The following is a 16,291-nucleotide window of genomic DNA, read 5'->3' as shown; positions in this document are numbered from 1 at the left end:
TTCCCACGTGACTCGCGTTCTGTATCCCGGCTCGTTCGATCCCGTTCACAACGGGCACATCGAGATCATCGAGACCGCGTGCTCGCTGTTCGACGAGGTGATCGTGGCGGCCATGGTGAACACCGGGAAGGACGGGGTTTTCGAGCTCGACGACCGCGAAGAGATGATCAGGGTGTCCACGGCGCACCTCCCCAACGTGCGCGTCAAGATGTTCAGCGGCCTCGTCGTCGACCTCGCCCGCGAGTCCCAGGCGGACTTCATCGTGAAGGGCCTGCGCGCCGTCTCCGACTTCGAGAACGAGCTCCAGATGGCCCAGATGAACAACGCGGCCTCGGGCATCCACACGTTGTTCATCCCGTCGGCATCGAGGAGCTCGTTCCTCGCGTCGAAGTTCATCCGCGATTTCGCGAAGTACGGCGGCGACATCTCGGGAATGGTGCCCGAGGCCGTGGCGATCAAGCTGAAGGAGCAGTACGGGTGACCGATTCTCCGGAGGGGCGCGAGGAGGCGCCGGCCTATCGCGCGCCCCAGGCCGAGTCGTTGCTCCGGCGGGCGATCGAGCTCGTGGAAGAGGCGCGGCCGATGCCGCTCTCCTCCTCCTCGATGATCAACAAGGAAGAGGTTCTCACCGTGTTGACCGCGGCCGTCCAGGGCTTGCCCGACGAGCTTCGCTCCGCCCGCTGGCTGCTCAAGGAACGCGACGACTTTCTCGCTCGCGTGCAACGCGAGGGCGACGACATCATCGCTCGGGCCCGTACGCGGGCGGAGCAGATGGTGCAGCGCACCGAGCTGGTGAAAGCGGCCGAGGACCGGGCCCGTCGGGTGGTTGCCGACGCCGAAGCGCGGGCGAAGACGCTTCGTCTCGAGACCGAGGACTGGTGCGATCAGAAGCTGGGCGGGATGGAGGTCGTGCTCGAACGCACGATGCGGACCGTCGCCAGTGGTCGGGCCCGTCTGCAGGGCGCGGCCGAGGAACGACCCGAACCGGCCGAGACGGAACCGCCCCTGCCCGACGAGCTGGTCTTCGACCAGGACGTCTAGTGGCCGACGCCGGGCCGATCACCCCTCCCAGCCAGCTCCTGGTCGACACGCTCGAGATTCGTCGCCGGACCGGGGCCCGACGGGAGTTCTCGGCGGTGACCGAACTGCCCGACACGGCCGCCGGCGAGTTCTCGGTGGTCGATGGTCGGCTCGCGATCGACCTGGTGGTCGAGGCGGTCACCGAGGGAGTGTCGGCGGCGGGAACCGTCGGAGGGAAATGGACCGGCCCCTGTCGTCGCTGTCTCGAACCGATGGTCCAACCATTCGTGGCAGAGGTACTCGAGATCTTCGAACGCGAGCCGACCGACGGCGAGACCTGGCCGATCGAGGACGAACGAATCGATCTCGGTCCCGTCGTCCGGGAGGCGGCGCTGCTGTCGCTGCCGTTGGCCCCGCTGTGTCGTGAGGACTGTGCAGGCCCCGACCCAGCCCGTTTCCCGGCCGAGGTGGCCCCCGATGTCGATCTCGCCGACGAGCCGCCGCCCGACCCTCGCTGGGCGGCGCTCGACGACCTCACTTTCGACGAGGATCAGGCCCCGTAGCCGACCGGATCGATCGCTCGTCTCGGAATCGTCGGGGTCCGCGGGGTGTGGTCGTTCCGGTGCATCGGTAACATTCCGTGTTCGATCTTTACGTGTTCGATCTGACTAGAGCAGGAACGCAATGGCTGTCCCGAAGAAGAAGATGTCGAAGTCGAAGAGCCGGAGCCGCAAGGCATCGGCCTGGCGCGTTGGGACCACGGCCCGTAGCGCCTGCCCCCACTGCGGTTCCACCAAGCGCCCCCACCGGGCCTGTGGCAACTGTGGTTGGTACGCCGGCCGTCAGGCCATCCAGGTCGACTGAGTCGATGCTGCCCATCGCGGTCGACGCAATGGGCGGCGACCACGCCCCAGCCGAGATCGTCACCGGCGCGCGCCGCGCGGCCGAGGAATTGGGTGTCCCCGTCGTTCTCGTCGGCCGCTCCGCCGACCTCGGCGACACCGGCGGCCTCGAGGTCATCGAGGCCAGCGAGGTCATCGCGATGGACGCCGAGCCCGGCTCCAGCGTCCGCAGGATGAAGGATTCCTCACTCGTGCGTGCCGCCGAGGCGGTGCGGGACGGGCAGGCGTCGGCCATGGTCTCCGCCGGCAACACCGGTGCCACGATGGCATCGGCGCTGCTGCGCATGGGCCGGATCAAGGGCACCAACCGGCCGGCGATCGCCACGCCCATCCCGGTCCCGGGCAGCACCCCGACCACCCTGCTCGATGCGGGCGCCAACGCCGAGTGCAAGCCCGAGTGGCTCGTCGAGTTCGCCCGGATGGGCGCGGTCTACGCCCGCGACCGCTTCGCCATCGACACGCCGCGTGTCGGCCTGCTGTCGATCGGTGAGGAAGCCGGAAAGGGCAGCCCCTTCGTCAAGGAGTGCTTCGAGCTTCTCTCCGACCCCGCCTGGGCCGCCACCGCCGGTGCCGAGTGGATCGGCAACGTCGAGGGCCGCGACGTGATGACGTCCGAGGTCGACGTGATCGTCACCGACGGATTCACGGGCAATGTCACCCTCAAGACGCTCGAAGGGGCGATGACGGCATTGGTCGGTCGGCTGTTGGTCGCCATCGACACCGACGACGAGTCACGGGCCGCGGGTGCGGCCCTGGCCGGGCCGCTCGACCAGATGGTGTCGGAGCTGCACCCCGACTCGGTCGGTGGTGCCTTGCTGCTGGGGGTCAACGGCGTGTGTGTCATCTCGCACGGATCGAGTTCGGCCACGGCGATGGTGAACGCCATTCGCGTGGCTTCGGAGATGGTCGAGGTCGACATGGTTGCGCATCTCACCGCCGCTGCCCAGGCGTGAAATCGGCGACGAGAGGCCGGATTCAGTCTTCACAAGCGCACAAGCAAACGGTCCCGCTAGTGTGCGATGCGGTTCCCCGCACCCATGGAGAGTTGAAGTGCCCGCAGAAACACACGTCGAACAGGGTCCGATCGGTCGAGACGAGATTCTCACGATCGTCAAGGACCAACTGGCCGACATCCTCGAGATCGAGCCGTCGAGCATCAACGAGGGCGATGCCTTCGCCGACGACCTCGACGCCGACTCGCTCGCGCTGATCGAACTCGTCGAGGGCCTCGAGGAAGAACTCGCCGAGCGGGCCTCCGGTTTTCGCATCGACGACGAGGATCTCGAGGATCTCCGGACGGTACGCGACGCAGTCGACTACGTCCTCGCCAAGTTGGGTTGAGGTCCTGACCTCGCCGACCACAGCTGTGTCGCTCGAAGAGCGTCTGGGGTACCGCTTCGACGACCCTGCGCTGCTCGAGGTTGCGTTGTCGCACCGGTCGTGGTGTTCTGAACACCTCGACGAGCCCAGCAACGAACGACTCGAGTTCCTCGGCGACGCCGTGCTCGGTCTGGTCGTCACCGGTGCGCTCTACGAACGGTTCCCCGACGAGCCCGAGGGCCAGCTGGCCAAGGCTCGGGCGACGGTGGTGAGCGCGGCGACGCTCGCCGATGTCGGCGTCGCCCTCGGCCTCGGCGAGCACCTGCGGCTCGGCAAGGGCGAGGCATCGTCGGGCGGGGCCGAGAAGTCCTCGATTCTGGCCGATGCCGTCGAGGCCGTCATCGGCGCGGTCTATGTCGACGGGGGCATCGAGCCGGCCCGCAGGCTGGTGCTCGGTCAGCTCGACGCCCGCATCTCCGACGCGGCATCGCGCCCCGGCGCCCGCGACTACAAGACTCGCCTGCAGGAGATCGCCGCGGTCGACGGTCATCGACCGCCGATCTACACGATCTCCGAGAGCGGGCCCGACCACCTCAAGCGGTTCGAGGCAACCGTGACGATCGGTGGCGAAGTACGAGGAACCGGCAACGGTTCGTCCAAAAAAGAGGCAGAGCAACGGGCGGCCCGTGCCGCATGGGACGCCCGCTCGCCTGAGGATGGAGCATCCGATGTTTGAGCTACCCGAAGTCGAGACCGTTCGTCGTGATCTCGACCGCGACCTGGTCGGGAAGAAGGTGAAAGAGGTCGAGGCGATGAGCATGAAGACGCTCGGTCGCTACAAGAACCGCAAGGCGTTCACCTCGCAGCTCGAGGGCATGAAGATCACCGGCGTCGAGCGTCGTGGGCTCTACATCACCATCGTTTTCGACGGGGAGTCCACCCTCGTCGTCGACCTGGGATCCACGGGTTCTCTGCGTCGCAACGCGAACAAGGACGATGTCGACTCCGACACCGAGATCATCATCACGTTCACCCAGCACGGGCAGCTCCGCCTGCTCGATGCCGACGGCACTTCGCAGGCGTTCGTCGTCGACACCGATGCGCTGGCCGACGAGCTTCCCGAACTCGACGGGTACGGCCTCGATCCCGTCGAGGAGCCCGTGTCGTGGACCACGTTCGGACGCACGTTGCTGAGTCACAAGACCAAGCTCAAGACCTTGCTCACCGACACCTCGTTCGTCGTCGGCATCGGCGACATCTATGCCGACGAGATCCTTTTCCACGCCGGCTTGCGCCACGACCGTCTGAGTGACTCCCTCTCGAGCCAGGAGATCCGTCGGCTGCATCGTGCGCTGGTGGGCACGCTCCACGACGCCATCAAGTACCGCGGCACGTCGGTCGAGGCCCGCCCGTTCATCGACCCCTTCGGTGAACCCGGTGAATACGCCGACCACCTCGAGGTGTGGGGCAAGCACGGCGACCTCAGCGGTCGCAGCCGTCTCCCCATCGAACGGGTCAAGTTCGGCGGCTCCTGGACCTACTACTGCACCACCCAGGTCTGAGGAAACCGTTGCATTCGGGGTCAGACCCCCGTTGCAGTTCGCCCTGACGCGACGAGATCCACAACCTTTCCACAGGCCGGGGACTACACAGATGTAATTCGGGTTGCTACCGTCGAACTCGATGCATCTCAAGAACCTCACGCTCAAGGGCTTCAAGTCGTTCGCCGACACCGCATCGATCGACCTCGAGCCCGGCGTCACCGTCGTGGTCGGGCCCAACGGGTCGGGCAAGTCGAACGTGGTCGACGCCATCGCGTGGGTGCTCGGTGCCCAGGCCCCCACGGCCGTGCGCTCGGGGAAGATGGACGACGTGATCTTCGCGGGCACCACCGGCAAGGCCGCACTGGGCCGAGCCGAGGTCGCGCTCACGATCGACAACCACTCGGGCACCCTTCCCGTCGAGTTCAACGAGGTGAAGATCACCCGCACCCTGTTCCGCTCGGGTGACTCCGAATACGCGATCAACGGCGTGCCGTGCCGGTTGCTCGACGTCACCGAACTCCTGAGCGACGGCGGCGTGGGTCGCCAGCAGCACGTCATCGTGTCGCAAGGCCAGATCGACGCAGTGCTCAACGCCCGCCCCGAAGACCGCCGAGCGATCATCGAGGAGGCCGCCGGGGTCCTGAAGTTCCGCAAGCGCAAGGACCGCGCCGAGCGCCGCCTCACGGCCTCCGATGCCGACCTCACCAGGGTCAAGGACCTGATGCGCGAAGTGCGCCGTAACCTGCGTCCGCTCGAGAAGCAGGCTGAGGCCGCTCGCCGTCACGGCCACCTCATCAACGAACTCACGGCGCTGCGTGTGCACCTGGCCGGCCGGGAGATCGCCGATCTGCGCATCAAGCTCCAGACCGTCGGGGAGGTCCGCAGCAGCCGGAGTGAGCGGGCCGCCACCACCAAGACCGAGCTCGAGCGCCTGAGCGCCGAGGTGTCGGCCAACGAGCAGCGCCTCGCCGACCACGGTGGCGACGATCTGGGCGACGCCCTCGTTCGGCTGGAGTCCATGCGAGAGCGCGCCCGTGGTCTGTCCGCCGTGTTGGCCGAACGCCGTCGTGGGGTCGATCGCGAGCGGGCGGCCTTCACCGACCGCGGCGTGATCGCGAATCTCGAGGCCGAAGCGGCACGCTCGCGCGACGATCTCGCGCGGGTCGACGCCGAGTTGGCCGCGCTGGCGCCCGATGTCGAGCGGTTGGAGGCCACCGAGCGCGAGTTGGCTGCCGATCGTCACGATTTCCAGGAGGAGTGGGGCGACGGTGTGCCCGTGCCGAGCGGCCAGGCGGCCGAGATCCGAGGCGAGCTCGGCGCCCTCACGGCGTCGACCGAGCGGGGCAGCAGCGAGGTCCTCCGTCTACAGGCCCGGCTCTCCGAGCTCGGCGAGCGACGCACGGTCCTCGACCACCAGGCGGCCCAACGGCGGAACGAGCTGGGGGCGCTGCACGACGAGGAAGAACCGCTGGTGTCGGCGATGGAAGCGGCCGAAGCGGCCCGCCTGGGCGCCGAGGACGCCGTGGCTGCACTCCTGGTCGCGCAGGCTGACGCCGACGCCGATCACCACCGATGGACGGCCCGGGCCGAGGCGCTCACGCTGGCCCTCGACGAGGCCCGCGCCCAAGCCGGCGCGGCGCGGCTCGCCGGCGTCGACGGTGTGCTGGGCACGCTCCTCGACCTCGTCGCCGTCGATCCCGGGTGGGAAACGGCCTTCGAGTCGGCGGTGGGCGAGGCGTTGGGTGCGGTGATCGTCCGCGATCCCGACACGGCTCGTCGGTCCCTCGATCGGCTCAGTGAAGGTGATGCCACAGGTGCGGTGCTCGCGCTCGGCGGCGCGGCGCGCAGGAGTGACTCTGGAGGGGACTCCATCCGCGCTCGTGTCCGTGGCACCCAACCGGGGGTCGACGCCCTGCTCGACGCGCTCATCGGTCACATCGTCGTGATCGACGGTGACTGGCGAGCAGCGGCCGACTCGGCGATCACCGACCCGGCCCGTACGGTCGTCACCCAGGCCGGCGACCGGTTCGGCCCCGACGGTTGGCGCATCGGTGCCAACGGTTCGGGTGCCACGGGTGCTGCCCTCGCCGAGGCCGAGGAGCGTGTCGCAACGACCCGCGAGGTCTGCGCAGCAGCCGAGACGGCGGTTGCCGACGGCCGGGCTGCGCTCGCCGCCCGCGTCGACACCGCGACGCAGCTCGCGGCCCGGCTCGACGAGATCGACTCGGGCCTCACGGCCGCCACCGATGCGCTGCAGCGCATCGAGGCCGACCGACGCGACATCGTCACCGAAGCCGACGGCCTTCAGAGTCGGGTCGATGAGCTCGCGAGCCGCCTCGAGAAGGAAGCGGTGCGGATCAACGAGCTCGAGACGTCGTTGCCGGTGCTGGAGGCGGCCGAGAACGAGTCGATCGAGAAGGGGCGTCGCCTTGCGGCTGCCCGTTCCGACATCGAAACGCGCGCGGCCGAGGTGGGGTCGTTGCGCACCGACATCGAGGTGCGGGCAGCGGGGCTCGACGAGCGCAAGACGTTCCTCACCGGTCGCCTCTCCGAGATCGACACCCGCCTCGAGCGTGACGCGGCCGAGCGAGCGGCGGCCGGCGAGCAGCGAGAGATGCTCGATCGCAAGGCCGCCGTGCTCGAGGCGCTCGCCGCCGCAGTGGGTACCCGCACGTCGGTGGTGGATCACCGACTCGGCGACGTCCGCGAGCGCCGTCGGCGACAGTCCGAGGCGGCACAGCAGGTCACCCGTGAGCTCGACGGCCTGCGCCGCGCTCGTGCCGAAGCCGACAAGCAACTCGAGAGCCTGCGGGTCCAGTCGGCGCGCGCCGAGGTCGAGGAGGCCGAGCTGCGCACCCGCCTCCAGGGGGCGGTCGAACGGCTCCGGGCCGAGCACGACATCGCGCCCGACGTGGCGGTGTCGGCCGAGTGCCCTCCGCTCGACGAAGGGATGGAGCCCGCTCGTCGGCTGTCGCAGCTGGAGTCCGAGCTCGAGATCATGGGGCCGGTCAATCCGCTGGCGCTGGAGGAGTACCAGTCGCTCCAGGAGCGCCACTCGTTCCTCCAGGGTCAACTCGACGACATCCGCGGCACCCGCCGCGAGCTCTCGAAGGTGATCGCCTCGATCGACGAGGAGATCGTCACGGTGTTCGCCTCGGCGTTCGCCGACGTGGCGGTGAACTTCCAGCAGCTGTTCGAGACCCTCTTCCCGGGTGGTCAGGGTTCGTTGGCGCTCACGACGCCGGAGGACCTGCTCAACACCGGGATCGAGATCAGTGCCCGCCCATCGGGCAAGAACGTTCGCAAGCTGTCGTTGCTCAGCGGCGGGGAGCGCACGCTCACCGCCCTCGCGTTCCTCTTCGCCGTCTTCCGCAGCCGCCCGTCGCCGTTCTACGTGATGGACGAGGTCGAGGCCGCGCTCGACGACGTCAATCTCCATCGGTTCCTTTCGTTGGTCGAAGAGTTCCGGGCTGACGCTCAGCTCCTGCTGGTCAGTCACCAGAAGCGCACCATGGAGGCGGCCGATTGTCTCTACGGCGTCTCGATGAAGCCGGGCGGATCGAGCCGGGTCGTGAGCGAGAAGGTGGCGAGCGTCACCGCCGACGTGGCCTGATGCGTTTCGGGGCCACGATCTTCCCGACCGCCGACGCCATGCCCATGGGAGCGCTCGGTGCCGCGCTCGAGGATCGCGGATTCGAGTCCTTGTGGGTCGCCGAACACACGCACATCCCCGCGAGTCGGAGGAGCCCGTGGCCGGGTGGCCCCGAGTTGCCACAGATGTACTTCGAGACGCTCGACCCCTTCGTCGCGCTCACCGCGGCGGCCGCATCCACCAGCACGCTGAAGCTCGCCACCGGCATCACGCTGGTGCCACAGCACCACCCGATCACGCTGGCCAAACAGGTGGCGTCGATCGACCACGTCTCGGGCGGGCGCTTCATCCTCGGCGTCGGCGGCGGTTGGAACGCCGAGGAGATGGAGAACCACGGTGGGGAGTTCTCGTCCCGCTGGAAGCTGATGCGTGAACGCATCGAGGCCATGAAGGCCATCTGGGCTGACGATCCGGCCGAGTACCACGGCGACATGGTCGACTTCGACCCGATCTGGTCGAAGCCCAAACCGGTCCAGAGCCCGCATCCGCCGATCCATGTCGGCGGTGCCTCGCCGTGGGGTCCTCGCCGCGCCGCCCGCTACGGCGACGGTTGGATGCCGATCCACGGTCGTGGCTCGATGCTCGACGAACTCGACGTGCTCGCCGAGGAATGCGCGAAGAACGATCGTGAGGTCGACGAGATCGAGTTGACGCTCTACGCCGCGCCGCCTGACGCCGACGAGGTGAAGCGTCACGAGGACGCCGGCGTCGACCGCTTCGTCTTCGGCCTGCCCCCGGCGGGTGCCGACGTGTTGATCCCGTTGCTCGACCGCTACGCCGAGGTCATGGCTGCGTCCAGCTGAGGGTCACCCGCTCGCCGATGTCAGAACGGGCTCGGCGTGGGGTTCTCGATGTCGAGCAGCGTGGCCAGCGACTGGGTGACCATGTTGGCGACGGGCATGTTGATCTCGGCCGGCACGAGTCCGCCCGCCACCATGCGGTCGGCGAGCGGGACGAAGATCGCGCAGAACCGCATCACCGCGAACACCTCCCAGTAGTGCGGGTTGCGAACCTCGCGGCCCGACACCCGCTCGTAGATCTCGATCATCTCCTCGCGGGTCGGAAAGCCTTCCATGCGGGCGACCCCCGGCTCGTCGAAGGACATCCGGTCGAACATCAGCCACCAGCCGACATCGGCTTCGGTGGGGGAGAGCGCGCAGGCCTCCCAGTCGACGACGGCCGCCGGCTGGTAGTCCTGCCAGATCACGTTGCCGAGACGTGAGTCGCCCCACGCGAGACCGATGCGGTCGTCATGGGGATCGTTGGCGTAGAGCCAGTCGAACGCCGCATCGAGCACCGGATGCTCGCGGCCGTCGAGTTGTGCCAGCGTCGAGTTCCGGTAGAGATCGAGCTGTACTCTCGTGGACGGCTCGCCGGTGCCACTGGTGTCGAGCCAGTCGAGGTCGGCCGTGCGCCAGTCGATGTTGTGGATCTGGCCCATGGCGGTGAGGCCGGACTCGACCATCCGGTGGCGTTCTTCCGGTGTCGCCTCGTCGACGAGGAATCCCTCCTCCGAGTAGCGCGGAGTGTCGGCGGGAATCCGGCCTTCGGTGAACCCCATCACGAAGAAGGGTTGACCGATGAACGATGGATCGGCCTCGTAGCCGAGGAGTTCCGGCACCGGCGCATCGCAGTTCGCGCCCACCGTCTCCATGGCTCGGTGCTGCACCTCGACCGACACCGCGCACTGGTCGGTCTGCGCGGGGAAGAGCGCACCGGAGGTGGGCTCGATCCGAGCGACGTGGCGCCGCTCATGGGACTCGCCGCCCTCGGTCCACGAGAGATTGAGAAAGACGGTCTCGTTGGAGAACCCCGTCGACACCGGGATGTCGATGTCGGTGACCGTGAGGTCCCCTCTCGCCGGATAGCGCGCGGCGAACCAGCGCTCGAAGGCCGCAATGTAGTGGCTTCGGTCGGTGTGGAACTTCGGGGCGCTGCTGACGTCGTCAGTTGATTCGGATGGTTCGCTCACGGCGACAACCTAGGACAGCCGGAATCATCGTCGGAAATTGGCCATGATGGCGGACATGGACGCGTGGACCGAAGCCGACATCCCCGATCAGGCCGGCAGGATCGTGCTCGTCACCGGGGCCAACAGCGGGCTCGGCTTCGAGACGGCCCGAGCGCTGGCCGAGCACGGCGCCCACGTGGTCATGGCATGTCGTGATCCGGGTCGGGCCGAGGCAGCCGCGACGGAAATCGACGAGTGTTCGCCGTCGGGCTCCGTCGAGGTCCTGCTGACCGACATGGCCGACCTCGACTCGATCGCCGGTTCCGCCGCGCAGTTCCTCGCCACGCACGAGCGGCTGGACGTCCTCGTCAACAACGCCGGCATCATGGCGACGCCCCACGCGACGACGGCGCAGGGCTTCGAGGCGCAGTTCGGGGTCAACCACCTCGGCCACTTCGCGCTCACTGCGCTTCTTCTGCCCGCACTCATCGGCACCGGCGACGGGACCAGGGTCGTCAACGTGAGCAGCAACGGCCATCGCATGGGGAAGATGAACTTCGACGACCTCATGGCCGTGAGGAAGTACCGTCCCTGGGCCGCCTACTTCCAGAGCAAGCTCGCCAACCTCCTGTTCACCAGTGAACTGCAACGACGGCTGACCGAGGCCGGCGCACCCACGATCGCGGTCGCTGCGCACCCCGGCGGCTCGCGCACGGAGCTGGCCGAGAAGAGCACGGGGCGGGGAGTTTTCAACTTCCTGATGCAGGCCACTCGCCCGATCGCCGAGCCGCTCTTATCGCAACCGGCGTCTGCGGGGGCGTTGCCACAGCTCCACGCGGCGGTGGCCCCGGGGGTGGAGGGCAACGACTACTACGGCCCCGATGGGCTCGGGGAGATGAAGGGGCAGCCGAAGAAGGTCGGGCGAACCGCCCGGGCCCGCAATGCCGCCGATGCCGCCCGGCTCTGGGATGTGTCGGTCGAACTCACCGGTGCGGACTACTCCCCGTCACTGAGGTAGCGCACGGGGAAGTCGGGAGCAGAGGTTCGCACCGCGTGGGCGGGTGGGGCATGATGGGTTCACGAGCCGATGCCGTTGGCACGAAAGGTGATGCACATGAAGATCGTTGTCGACTATGACCTCTGCGAGAGCAACGCCATCTGCATGCAGATCGCGCCCGATCTCTTCGAGGTCCGCGATGACGACTTCCTCTACGTGCTCAACGAAGAGCCCGGCGAGGATCGGCGCGAGGCCCTCGAGGAGTGCGTCCAGCGCTGCCCGAAGCAGGCCATCTCCATCGCGGAGTGAACCGTCGCTCCATCACGATCGTCGGCGCGTCGCTGGCCGGCTTGCGTGCCGCGGAGTCGCTTCGCCGACAGGATTTCGACGGACCGATCACGCTGATCGGCGACGAGCCGCACGCGCCCTACGATCGTCCACCGTTGTCGAAGCAGTTCCTGGCCGGGGAGTGGGAGACCGACCGGCTCGCGCTGACCAAACCCGAGAAGCTCGACGAGTTCGACCTCGACTTCCGCCTCGGGGTTCGGGCGACCGGGTTCGATCTCGCGACTCGGCGTCTCGGTCTCTCCGACGATGACGACCTCGAGGTCGACGGCCTGCTCATCGCCACCGGTGCTCGCTGCCGCACGCTGCCGGGCACCGAGGGGATCGACGGCGTGTTCGTCCTCCGAAGTCTCGACGACTCGCTGGCCCTGCGCGCCGCCTTCGATGCCGGCCCGTCGCGGGTCGTGGTCGTGGGCGCCGGGTTCATCGGCGCCGAGGTGGCGGCCACCGCTCGCGCCCGCGGCCTCGAGGTGTCATTGGTCGAAGCGCTGCCGCAACCGCTCGGCCGCGTGCTCGGCGACGAGATGGGCGCCGTCTGCGCCGATGTGCACCGCGACCAGGGCGTCGATCTCCGCCTGGGTGTCGGCGTGGACGCGGTCGAGGCCGGCCCCGACGGCAATGTCGAACGCGTCCGACTCTCCGACGGCTCGGTCATCGAGGCCGAGGTGGTCGTGGTGGGGATCGGCGTCATCCCGAACACCGAATGGCTCGAGGGATCGGGCCTCGAGCTCGACAACGGCGTCGTGTGCGATGCCACCTGCCTCGCGGCCCCTGGTGTCACCGCCGCGGGCGACGTGGCCCGCTGGCCCAACGCCCGCTTCGACGAGATCATGCGGGTCGAGCACTGGGACAACGCGGTCGAACAGGGCGGTCACGCCGCTCGGCGACTGCTCCAGTCGGACGAAGATGCCGAGCCGTTCACCCCGGTCCCGTGGTTCTGGTCCGACCAGTACGACCGCAAGATCCAGCTCGCCGGCCGTATACGGCCCGACGACGAGATACAGATCGTCACCGGCAGCGTCGAGGAGCGCCGTTTCGCCGCCCTCTACGGTCGGGCCGGCCGGCTCGTCGGCGTGCTCGGGTTCAACCGCCCCCGCCACGTCATGCAGTACAAGACGCTGATCCAGGACGGTGTGTCGTTCGCCGACGCCCTCGCCGCCGACCTCTGAGCCTGCCGTGACGACCACGGTGGCGTTCGTGCTCGCGATCGCCGCCGTCGCGGCCATGATCGACTGGTGGTCGGTGGCGACCGACCGGCTCGGCGTCGAGTTCCTGGCCAAGCCGGCGGTCATCATCTGCCTGATCGGTGTCGCGCTGGCGATCGAGATCGACCCCGGCGGTGCCAGCAACGTCGAACGAGGCATCATCATCGCGGCGCTGGGCGCCTCACTGGTCGGCGACGTCGTCCTGATGACCCCCGACGCGCGCTTCGAGGCGGGGCTGGCGGCGTTCCTGCTGGCGCATGTGCTCTACATCCTGGCCCTCGCGCCCGACTTCACGATCGGCCCGGGCCTCGTCGCCGCGTTGATGATCGTGGCGCTCGGTTTCGGTGTGGTCCCCCGGCTTCTCGGCGCCGTGCGACCCCACGGCGCCTTCATCACGATCGCGGTCGTCGCGTACATCGTGGTGGTGAGCTCCATGGGTGTCGTCGCCGCCGGGACGGCGGTGCTGGTCACCGGCATCGGCGGTGCGCTGTTCGTCGTCTCCGATGCACTTCTGGGGTGGGGACGCTTCGTCGGGCCGGCGCCCGGCGGCCGGGTATTGGTGCACGTCACCTACCACCTGGGCCAGGTCGGGCTGGTGCTGTGGCTCGCCGCCTGATCGCCGTCGTGTTCGCCGTGGTGACGTTTGCGTCCTGCGCCGAGCCCGCCCCGCCGACGCTCGAAGCGGGCTCGCTCGAGGCCTCGTTGCCGGCGGCGGTCTGGCCCGACGACCCTGCCCTGGTGACCGACGTCGACTGCCCGGGACTCGACGTCGAGGTGGTCGCGCAGGCCGTCGCCTGCACGGCGATGCTCGATGGCGCGTCCGTCACGGTCGACGTGGCGGTCGACGAGGCGATCGAGGGTCAGGCCGCGACAACTGCCACGGTTCGCGAGACCCTGTTCGTCGTGGCCGAGGCTGCCGACCAACTCGCGGCGCGGCTCGCCACGGATCTCGGGATCGAGCCACCCACAGTGGCGTGTGACCGAGCAGTGGTGATCGCCGAGGCCGGCACCGAACTGGCCTGCGTCGCCCGGCGGGACGCCGACCCCATCGACTTCGTGGTGCGGTTGCTCGACGACACGGGCGGCTGGACGTTGAACTAGGACGATGAGCGAACGGATCTACAGCCTTGCCGAGGCTGCCTCACTCGACGACGTGGCGCAGGTGGCCCTCCTCGGCGGCAAGGGCGCGGCCCTGGCCCACATGACCGCCTTGGGACTGCCCGTGCCGCCCGGGTTCACGCTGACGACCGCTTTCGGCAAGGAGGTGCTCACCGACGGATGGACCGATGCGATCGACGCGGTCATCGCAAGGGGCCTCGAAGGTCTCGAGGCGACCCTCGATCGACGGTTCGGCGACGCCGACCGGCCACTCCTGGTGAGCGTTCGATCGGGCGCCGCAGTCTCGATGCCCGGAATGCTCGCCACGGTGCTCAACGTGGGCATGAACGACACGGTCGCCGCCGCGTTGTCACGGGCCACCGGCGACGCCCGCTTCGGTTGGGACACCGCCCGACGGTTCATCCAGTCGTACGCGACCGACGTGCTCGGCGCGTCGCGCGGGCTACTCGCCGAACTGTGTCGCGAACACTTCGGCGTCGACGACGGGCGGTCGCTCGATCCGGATGCGCTGGCGGCGGCGAGCCGCTCGCTATGGGGGGCGCTGGCCGATGCGGGCCACGAGATCCCCGAGGATCCAGTGGCGCAGATTCGCGCCGCGATCGGTGCAGCCTTCGCGTCCTGGGATTCCGACAGGGCTCGGGTGTACCGCGAGGTCGAGGACATCGATGCAGGGCTGGGCACCGCCGTCACGGTGCAGGTGATGTGCTTCGGCAACCTCGGCGATCGGTCCGGCAGCGGTGTGGTGTTCTCGCGTGATCCTTCGACCGGCGCTCCGGGAATCGTGGGCGACTTCCTCGTCGGCGCCCAGGGTGAGGAGGTGGTCGCCGGCACCCACGCAACCGAGCCCATCAGCGCGCTGGCCGATCGCTGGCCGGAGCTCGGTGCACAGCTCGACGTGATGGTCGGTCGACTCGAACGGGATCTCGCCGATCTGGTCGATGTAGAGTTCACCGTCGAGGACGGCACGCTCTGGTTGCTCCAGGTGCGGCGCGGCATGCGGAGCCCCGAGGCCGAACTCCGTCTCGCCATCGACATGGTCGACGACCCGGCCTTTCCGCTCGACCGGCTGACCGCGCTCGAGCGGGTCGCCGCGGTGATGGAGGCCCCACCGACGATCGCGACCGCCGCAGGCGAGTCGACCGAGGTGCTGGCTCGCGGTCTCGCTGCCGCGCCGGGCCGGGCCTCCGGCGCGATCTGCACCGATGTCGAGGAGGCGGTTGCGGCTGGGGCGAACGGCGACGCGATCATTCTGTTCCGGCGCGACACCTCGCCGTCGGACATCGCCGGGCTGGCGGCGGCCAAGGGGATCGTGACGTCGCTCGGAGGCATCGTGAGTCATGCCGCGGTCGTAGCCCGTGGGTGGGGCGTGCCGGCGGTCGTCGGAGTGCAGGCGATCGACGTCGGGGCCGACGGCATCACGATCGGTGCGCGCCTCATCCCGAACGGCACCGTCGTCACCATCGACGGCGCCGCCGGGACGGTGAGGCTCGGCGCCCAGCAAAGTCTCGACAGCGGTACCGCCACCGGTGTCGAGGTGCCCGAGGCGGCGGTCATTCGCGGCTGGGGACGAGGTCCCGACCTCGAGGCCGTCGACCGGATCGATGTCGAACGCGTGCTGGGAATCAAGGGGATGGGGGACGCCCCGGCGGTGGCCGGCGCGCTCGGCGCCGCCACCGGCGATGTGGCCGCCGTGCTCGCCGAGTTGGTGGAGACCGGCGAAGCCCGGCAGCTGACGCAGGGGCGCGTCCGCCTGCTCCCCGAGGCGATGGCTCGTGTCGATGCTCGGTTCGCCGCCGACGGCGCGCGGCTGGCATCGGCGATGAACCCCCTGCTCGAGCGCTTCCGCCCATTGAATGACGCGTGCAAGCAGGTCGTGACCGCCTGGCAGCTCCGTGACGCGCGTGGCGGGCCCGTGCCCAATGATCACACCGACGCCGCCTACGACCGCGCCGTGATCGGGCGTCTGCGAACGGAGATCCACCACGAGATCATGCCGCTCCTCGCCGAGGTCGCCGCCCTCGAACCGCGTCTCGCCCGCTATGGCGATCGACTCGCCCGGGCCCTCGCTGCCCTCGAAGCGGGTGACCTCGCGATGTTCGCGCATCCGCTCCGGGACAGCTATCACACCGTCTGGTTCGAACTCCACGAGGAATTGATCCGCCTCTCGGGTCGCAACCGGGCCGACGAGGCGGCCGCCGGCCGAGCCTGATCCCGAGCCGCCGCCGGCTGGTACTCT

At 68.8% G+C, this 16,291-nt stretch carries 17 protein-coding genes; 16 read left to right on the top strand and 1 reads right to left on the bottom strand.

Translation table 11 applies throughout. The features are described from left to right. Positions 1 to 7 precede the first annotated feature (7 nt). From coaD to RIB98_05505, 10 genes are all read left to right on the top strand, one after another. Complete coding sequence (coaD, locus tag RIB98_05550) at positions 8 to 481, top strand: pantetheine-phosphate adenylyltransferase (protein MEQ8840423.1); 474 nt, start codon at positions 8 to 10, stop codon at positions 479 to 481. Beyond that, positions 478 to 1,041, top strand: a complete 564-nt coding sequence (locus RIB98_05545) for a hypothetical protein (protein MEQ8840422.1) — start codon at positions 478 to 480, stop codon at positions 1,039 to 1,041. Before coaD ends, RIB98_05545 begins: the two co-directional genes overlap by 4 nt. Beyond that, positions 1,041 to 1,583, top strand: a complete 543-nt coding sequence (locus RIB98_05540) for a DUF177 domain-containing protein (protein ID MEQ8840421.1) — start codon at positions 1,041 to 1,043, stop codon at positions 1,581 to 1,583. The genes RIB98_05545 and RIB98_05540 overlap by 1 nt, the downstream gene beginning before the upstream one ends. Positions 1,584 to 1,704: 121 nt before the next feature. Beyond that, a complete protein-coding gene (rpmF, locus tag RIB98_05535) occupies positions 1,705 to 1,884 on the top strand; it encodes a 50S ribosomal protein L32 (GenBank protein ID MEQ8840420.1) in 180 nt (59 codons plus the stop codon). Between the two features lie 4 nt (positions 1,885 to 1,888). Further along, complete coding sequence (plsX, locus tag RIB98_05530; protein ID MEQ8840419.1) at positions 1,889 to 2,875, top strand: phosphate acyltransferase PlsX; 987 nt, start codon at positions 1,889 to 1,891, stop codon at positions 2,873 to 2,875. A 97-nt stretch (positions 2,876 to 2,972) separates the two neighbouring features. Beyond that, entirely contained in the window at positions 2,973 to 3,263 is a 291-nt protein-coding gene (locus tag RIB98_05525; protein MEQ8840418.1) for a phosphopantetheine-binding protein, read from the top strand. Positions 3,264 to 3,288: 25 nt separating this feature from the next. Beyond that, positions 3,289 to 3,978: a ribonuclease III gene (gene rnc / locus RIB98_05520; GenBank protein MEQ8840417.1), complete on the top strand. Its 690-nt coding sequence runs from the start codon at positions 3,289 to 3,291 to the stop codon at positions 3,976 to 3,978. Continuing rightward, on the top strand, positions 3,971 to 4,804 hold the full coding sequence (locus RIB98_05515) for a DNA-formamidopyrimidine glycosylase family protein (GenBank protein MEQ8840416.1): 834 nt from the start codon (positions 3,971 to 3,973) through the stop codon (positions 4,802 to 4,804). Before rnc ends, RIB98_05515 begins: the two co-directional genes overlap by 8 nt. Positions 4,805 to 4,925: 121 nt before the next feature. Continuing rightward, complete coding sequence (smc, locus tag RIB98_05510) at positions 4,926 to 8,399, top strand: chromosome segregation protein SMC (protein ID MEQ8840415.1); 3,474 nt, start codon at positions 4,926 to 4,928, stop codon at positions 8,397 to 8,399. After that, positions 8,399 to 9,241 (top strand): LLM class F420-dependent oxidoreductase, encoded by an 843-nt coding sequence (locus RIB98_05505; GenBank protein ID MEQ8840414.1) that lies wholly within the window; start codon positions 8,399 to 8,401, stop codon positions 9,239 to 9,241. The genes smc and RIB98_05505 overlap by 1 nt, the downstream gene beginning before the upstream one ends. Before the next feature lie 20 nt (positions 9,242 to 9,261). On the opposite strand, the gene RIB98_05500 is transcribed toward RIB98_05505, so the two are convergent. Then, positions 9,262 to 10,410 (bottom strand): phosphotransferase family protein, encoded by a 1,149-nt coding sequence (locus RIB98_05500; protein MEQ8840413.1) that lies wholly within the window; start codon positions 10,408 to 10,410, stop codon positions 9,262 to 9,264. A gap of 55 nt (positions 10,411 to 10,465) precedes the next feature. Here RIB98_05500 and RIB98_05495 point away from each other — a divergent pair, with 55 nt between their 5' ends. The 6 genes from RIB98_05495 (at position 10,466) to RIB98_05470 (ending at position 16,264) form a co-directional block, all read left to right on the top strand. Continuing rightward, entirely contained in the window at positions 10,466 to 11,407 is a 942-nt protein-coding gene (locus tag RIB98_05495; GenBank protein MEQ8840412.1) for an oxidoreductase, read from the top strand. A 96-nt stretch (positions 11,408 to 11,503) separates the two neighbouring features. Continuing rightward, positions 11,504 to 11,695, top strand: a complete 192-nt coding sequence (locus tag RIB98_05490) for a ferredoxin (GenBank protein MEQ8840411.1) — start codon at positions 11,504 to 11,506, stop codon at positions 11,693 to 11,695. Further along, positions 11,692 to 12,900 (top strand): FAD-dependent oxidoreductase, encoded by a 1,209-nt coding sequence (locus RIB98_05485; protein MEQ8840410.1) that lies wholly within the window; start codon positions 11,692 to 11,694, stop codon positions 12,898 to 12,900. Before RIB98_05490 ends, RIB98_05485 begins: the two co-directional genes overlap by 4 nt. 7 nt (positions 12,901 to 12,907) lie before the next feature. Further along, positions 12,908 to 13,552, top strand: a complete 645-nt coding sequence (locus tag RIB98_05480) for a lysoplasmalogenase (protein ID MEQ8840409.1) — start codon at positions 12,908 to 12,910, stop codon at positions 13,550 to 13,552. Next, complete coding sequence (locus tag RIB98_05475) at positions 13,537 to 14,037, top strand: hypothetical protein (protein ID MEQ8840408.1); 501 nt, start codon at positions 13,537 to 13,539, stop codon at positions 14,035 to 14,037. Before RIB98_05480 ends, RIB98_05475 begins: the two co-directional genes overlap by 16 nt. A 4-nt stretch (positions 14,038 to 14,041) precedes the next feature. Then, positions 14,042 to 16,264, top strand: coding sequence for a PEP/pyruvate-binding domain-containing protein (locus RIB98_05470; protein MEQ8840407.1), 2,223 nt, complete (start codon positions 14,042 to 14,044; stop codon positions 16,262 to 16,264). Positions 16,265 to 16,291: the final 27 nt, after the last annotated feature.

It is taken from the genome of Acidimicrobiales bacterium, assembly GCA_040219515.1.
Classification (GTDB): domain Bacteria; phylum Actinomycetota; class Acidimicrobiia; order Acidimicrobiales; family Aldehydirespiratoraceae; genus JAJRXC01.
This window is presented reverse-complemented; position numbering and strand designations above follow the sequence as displayed.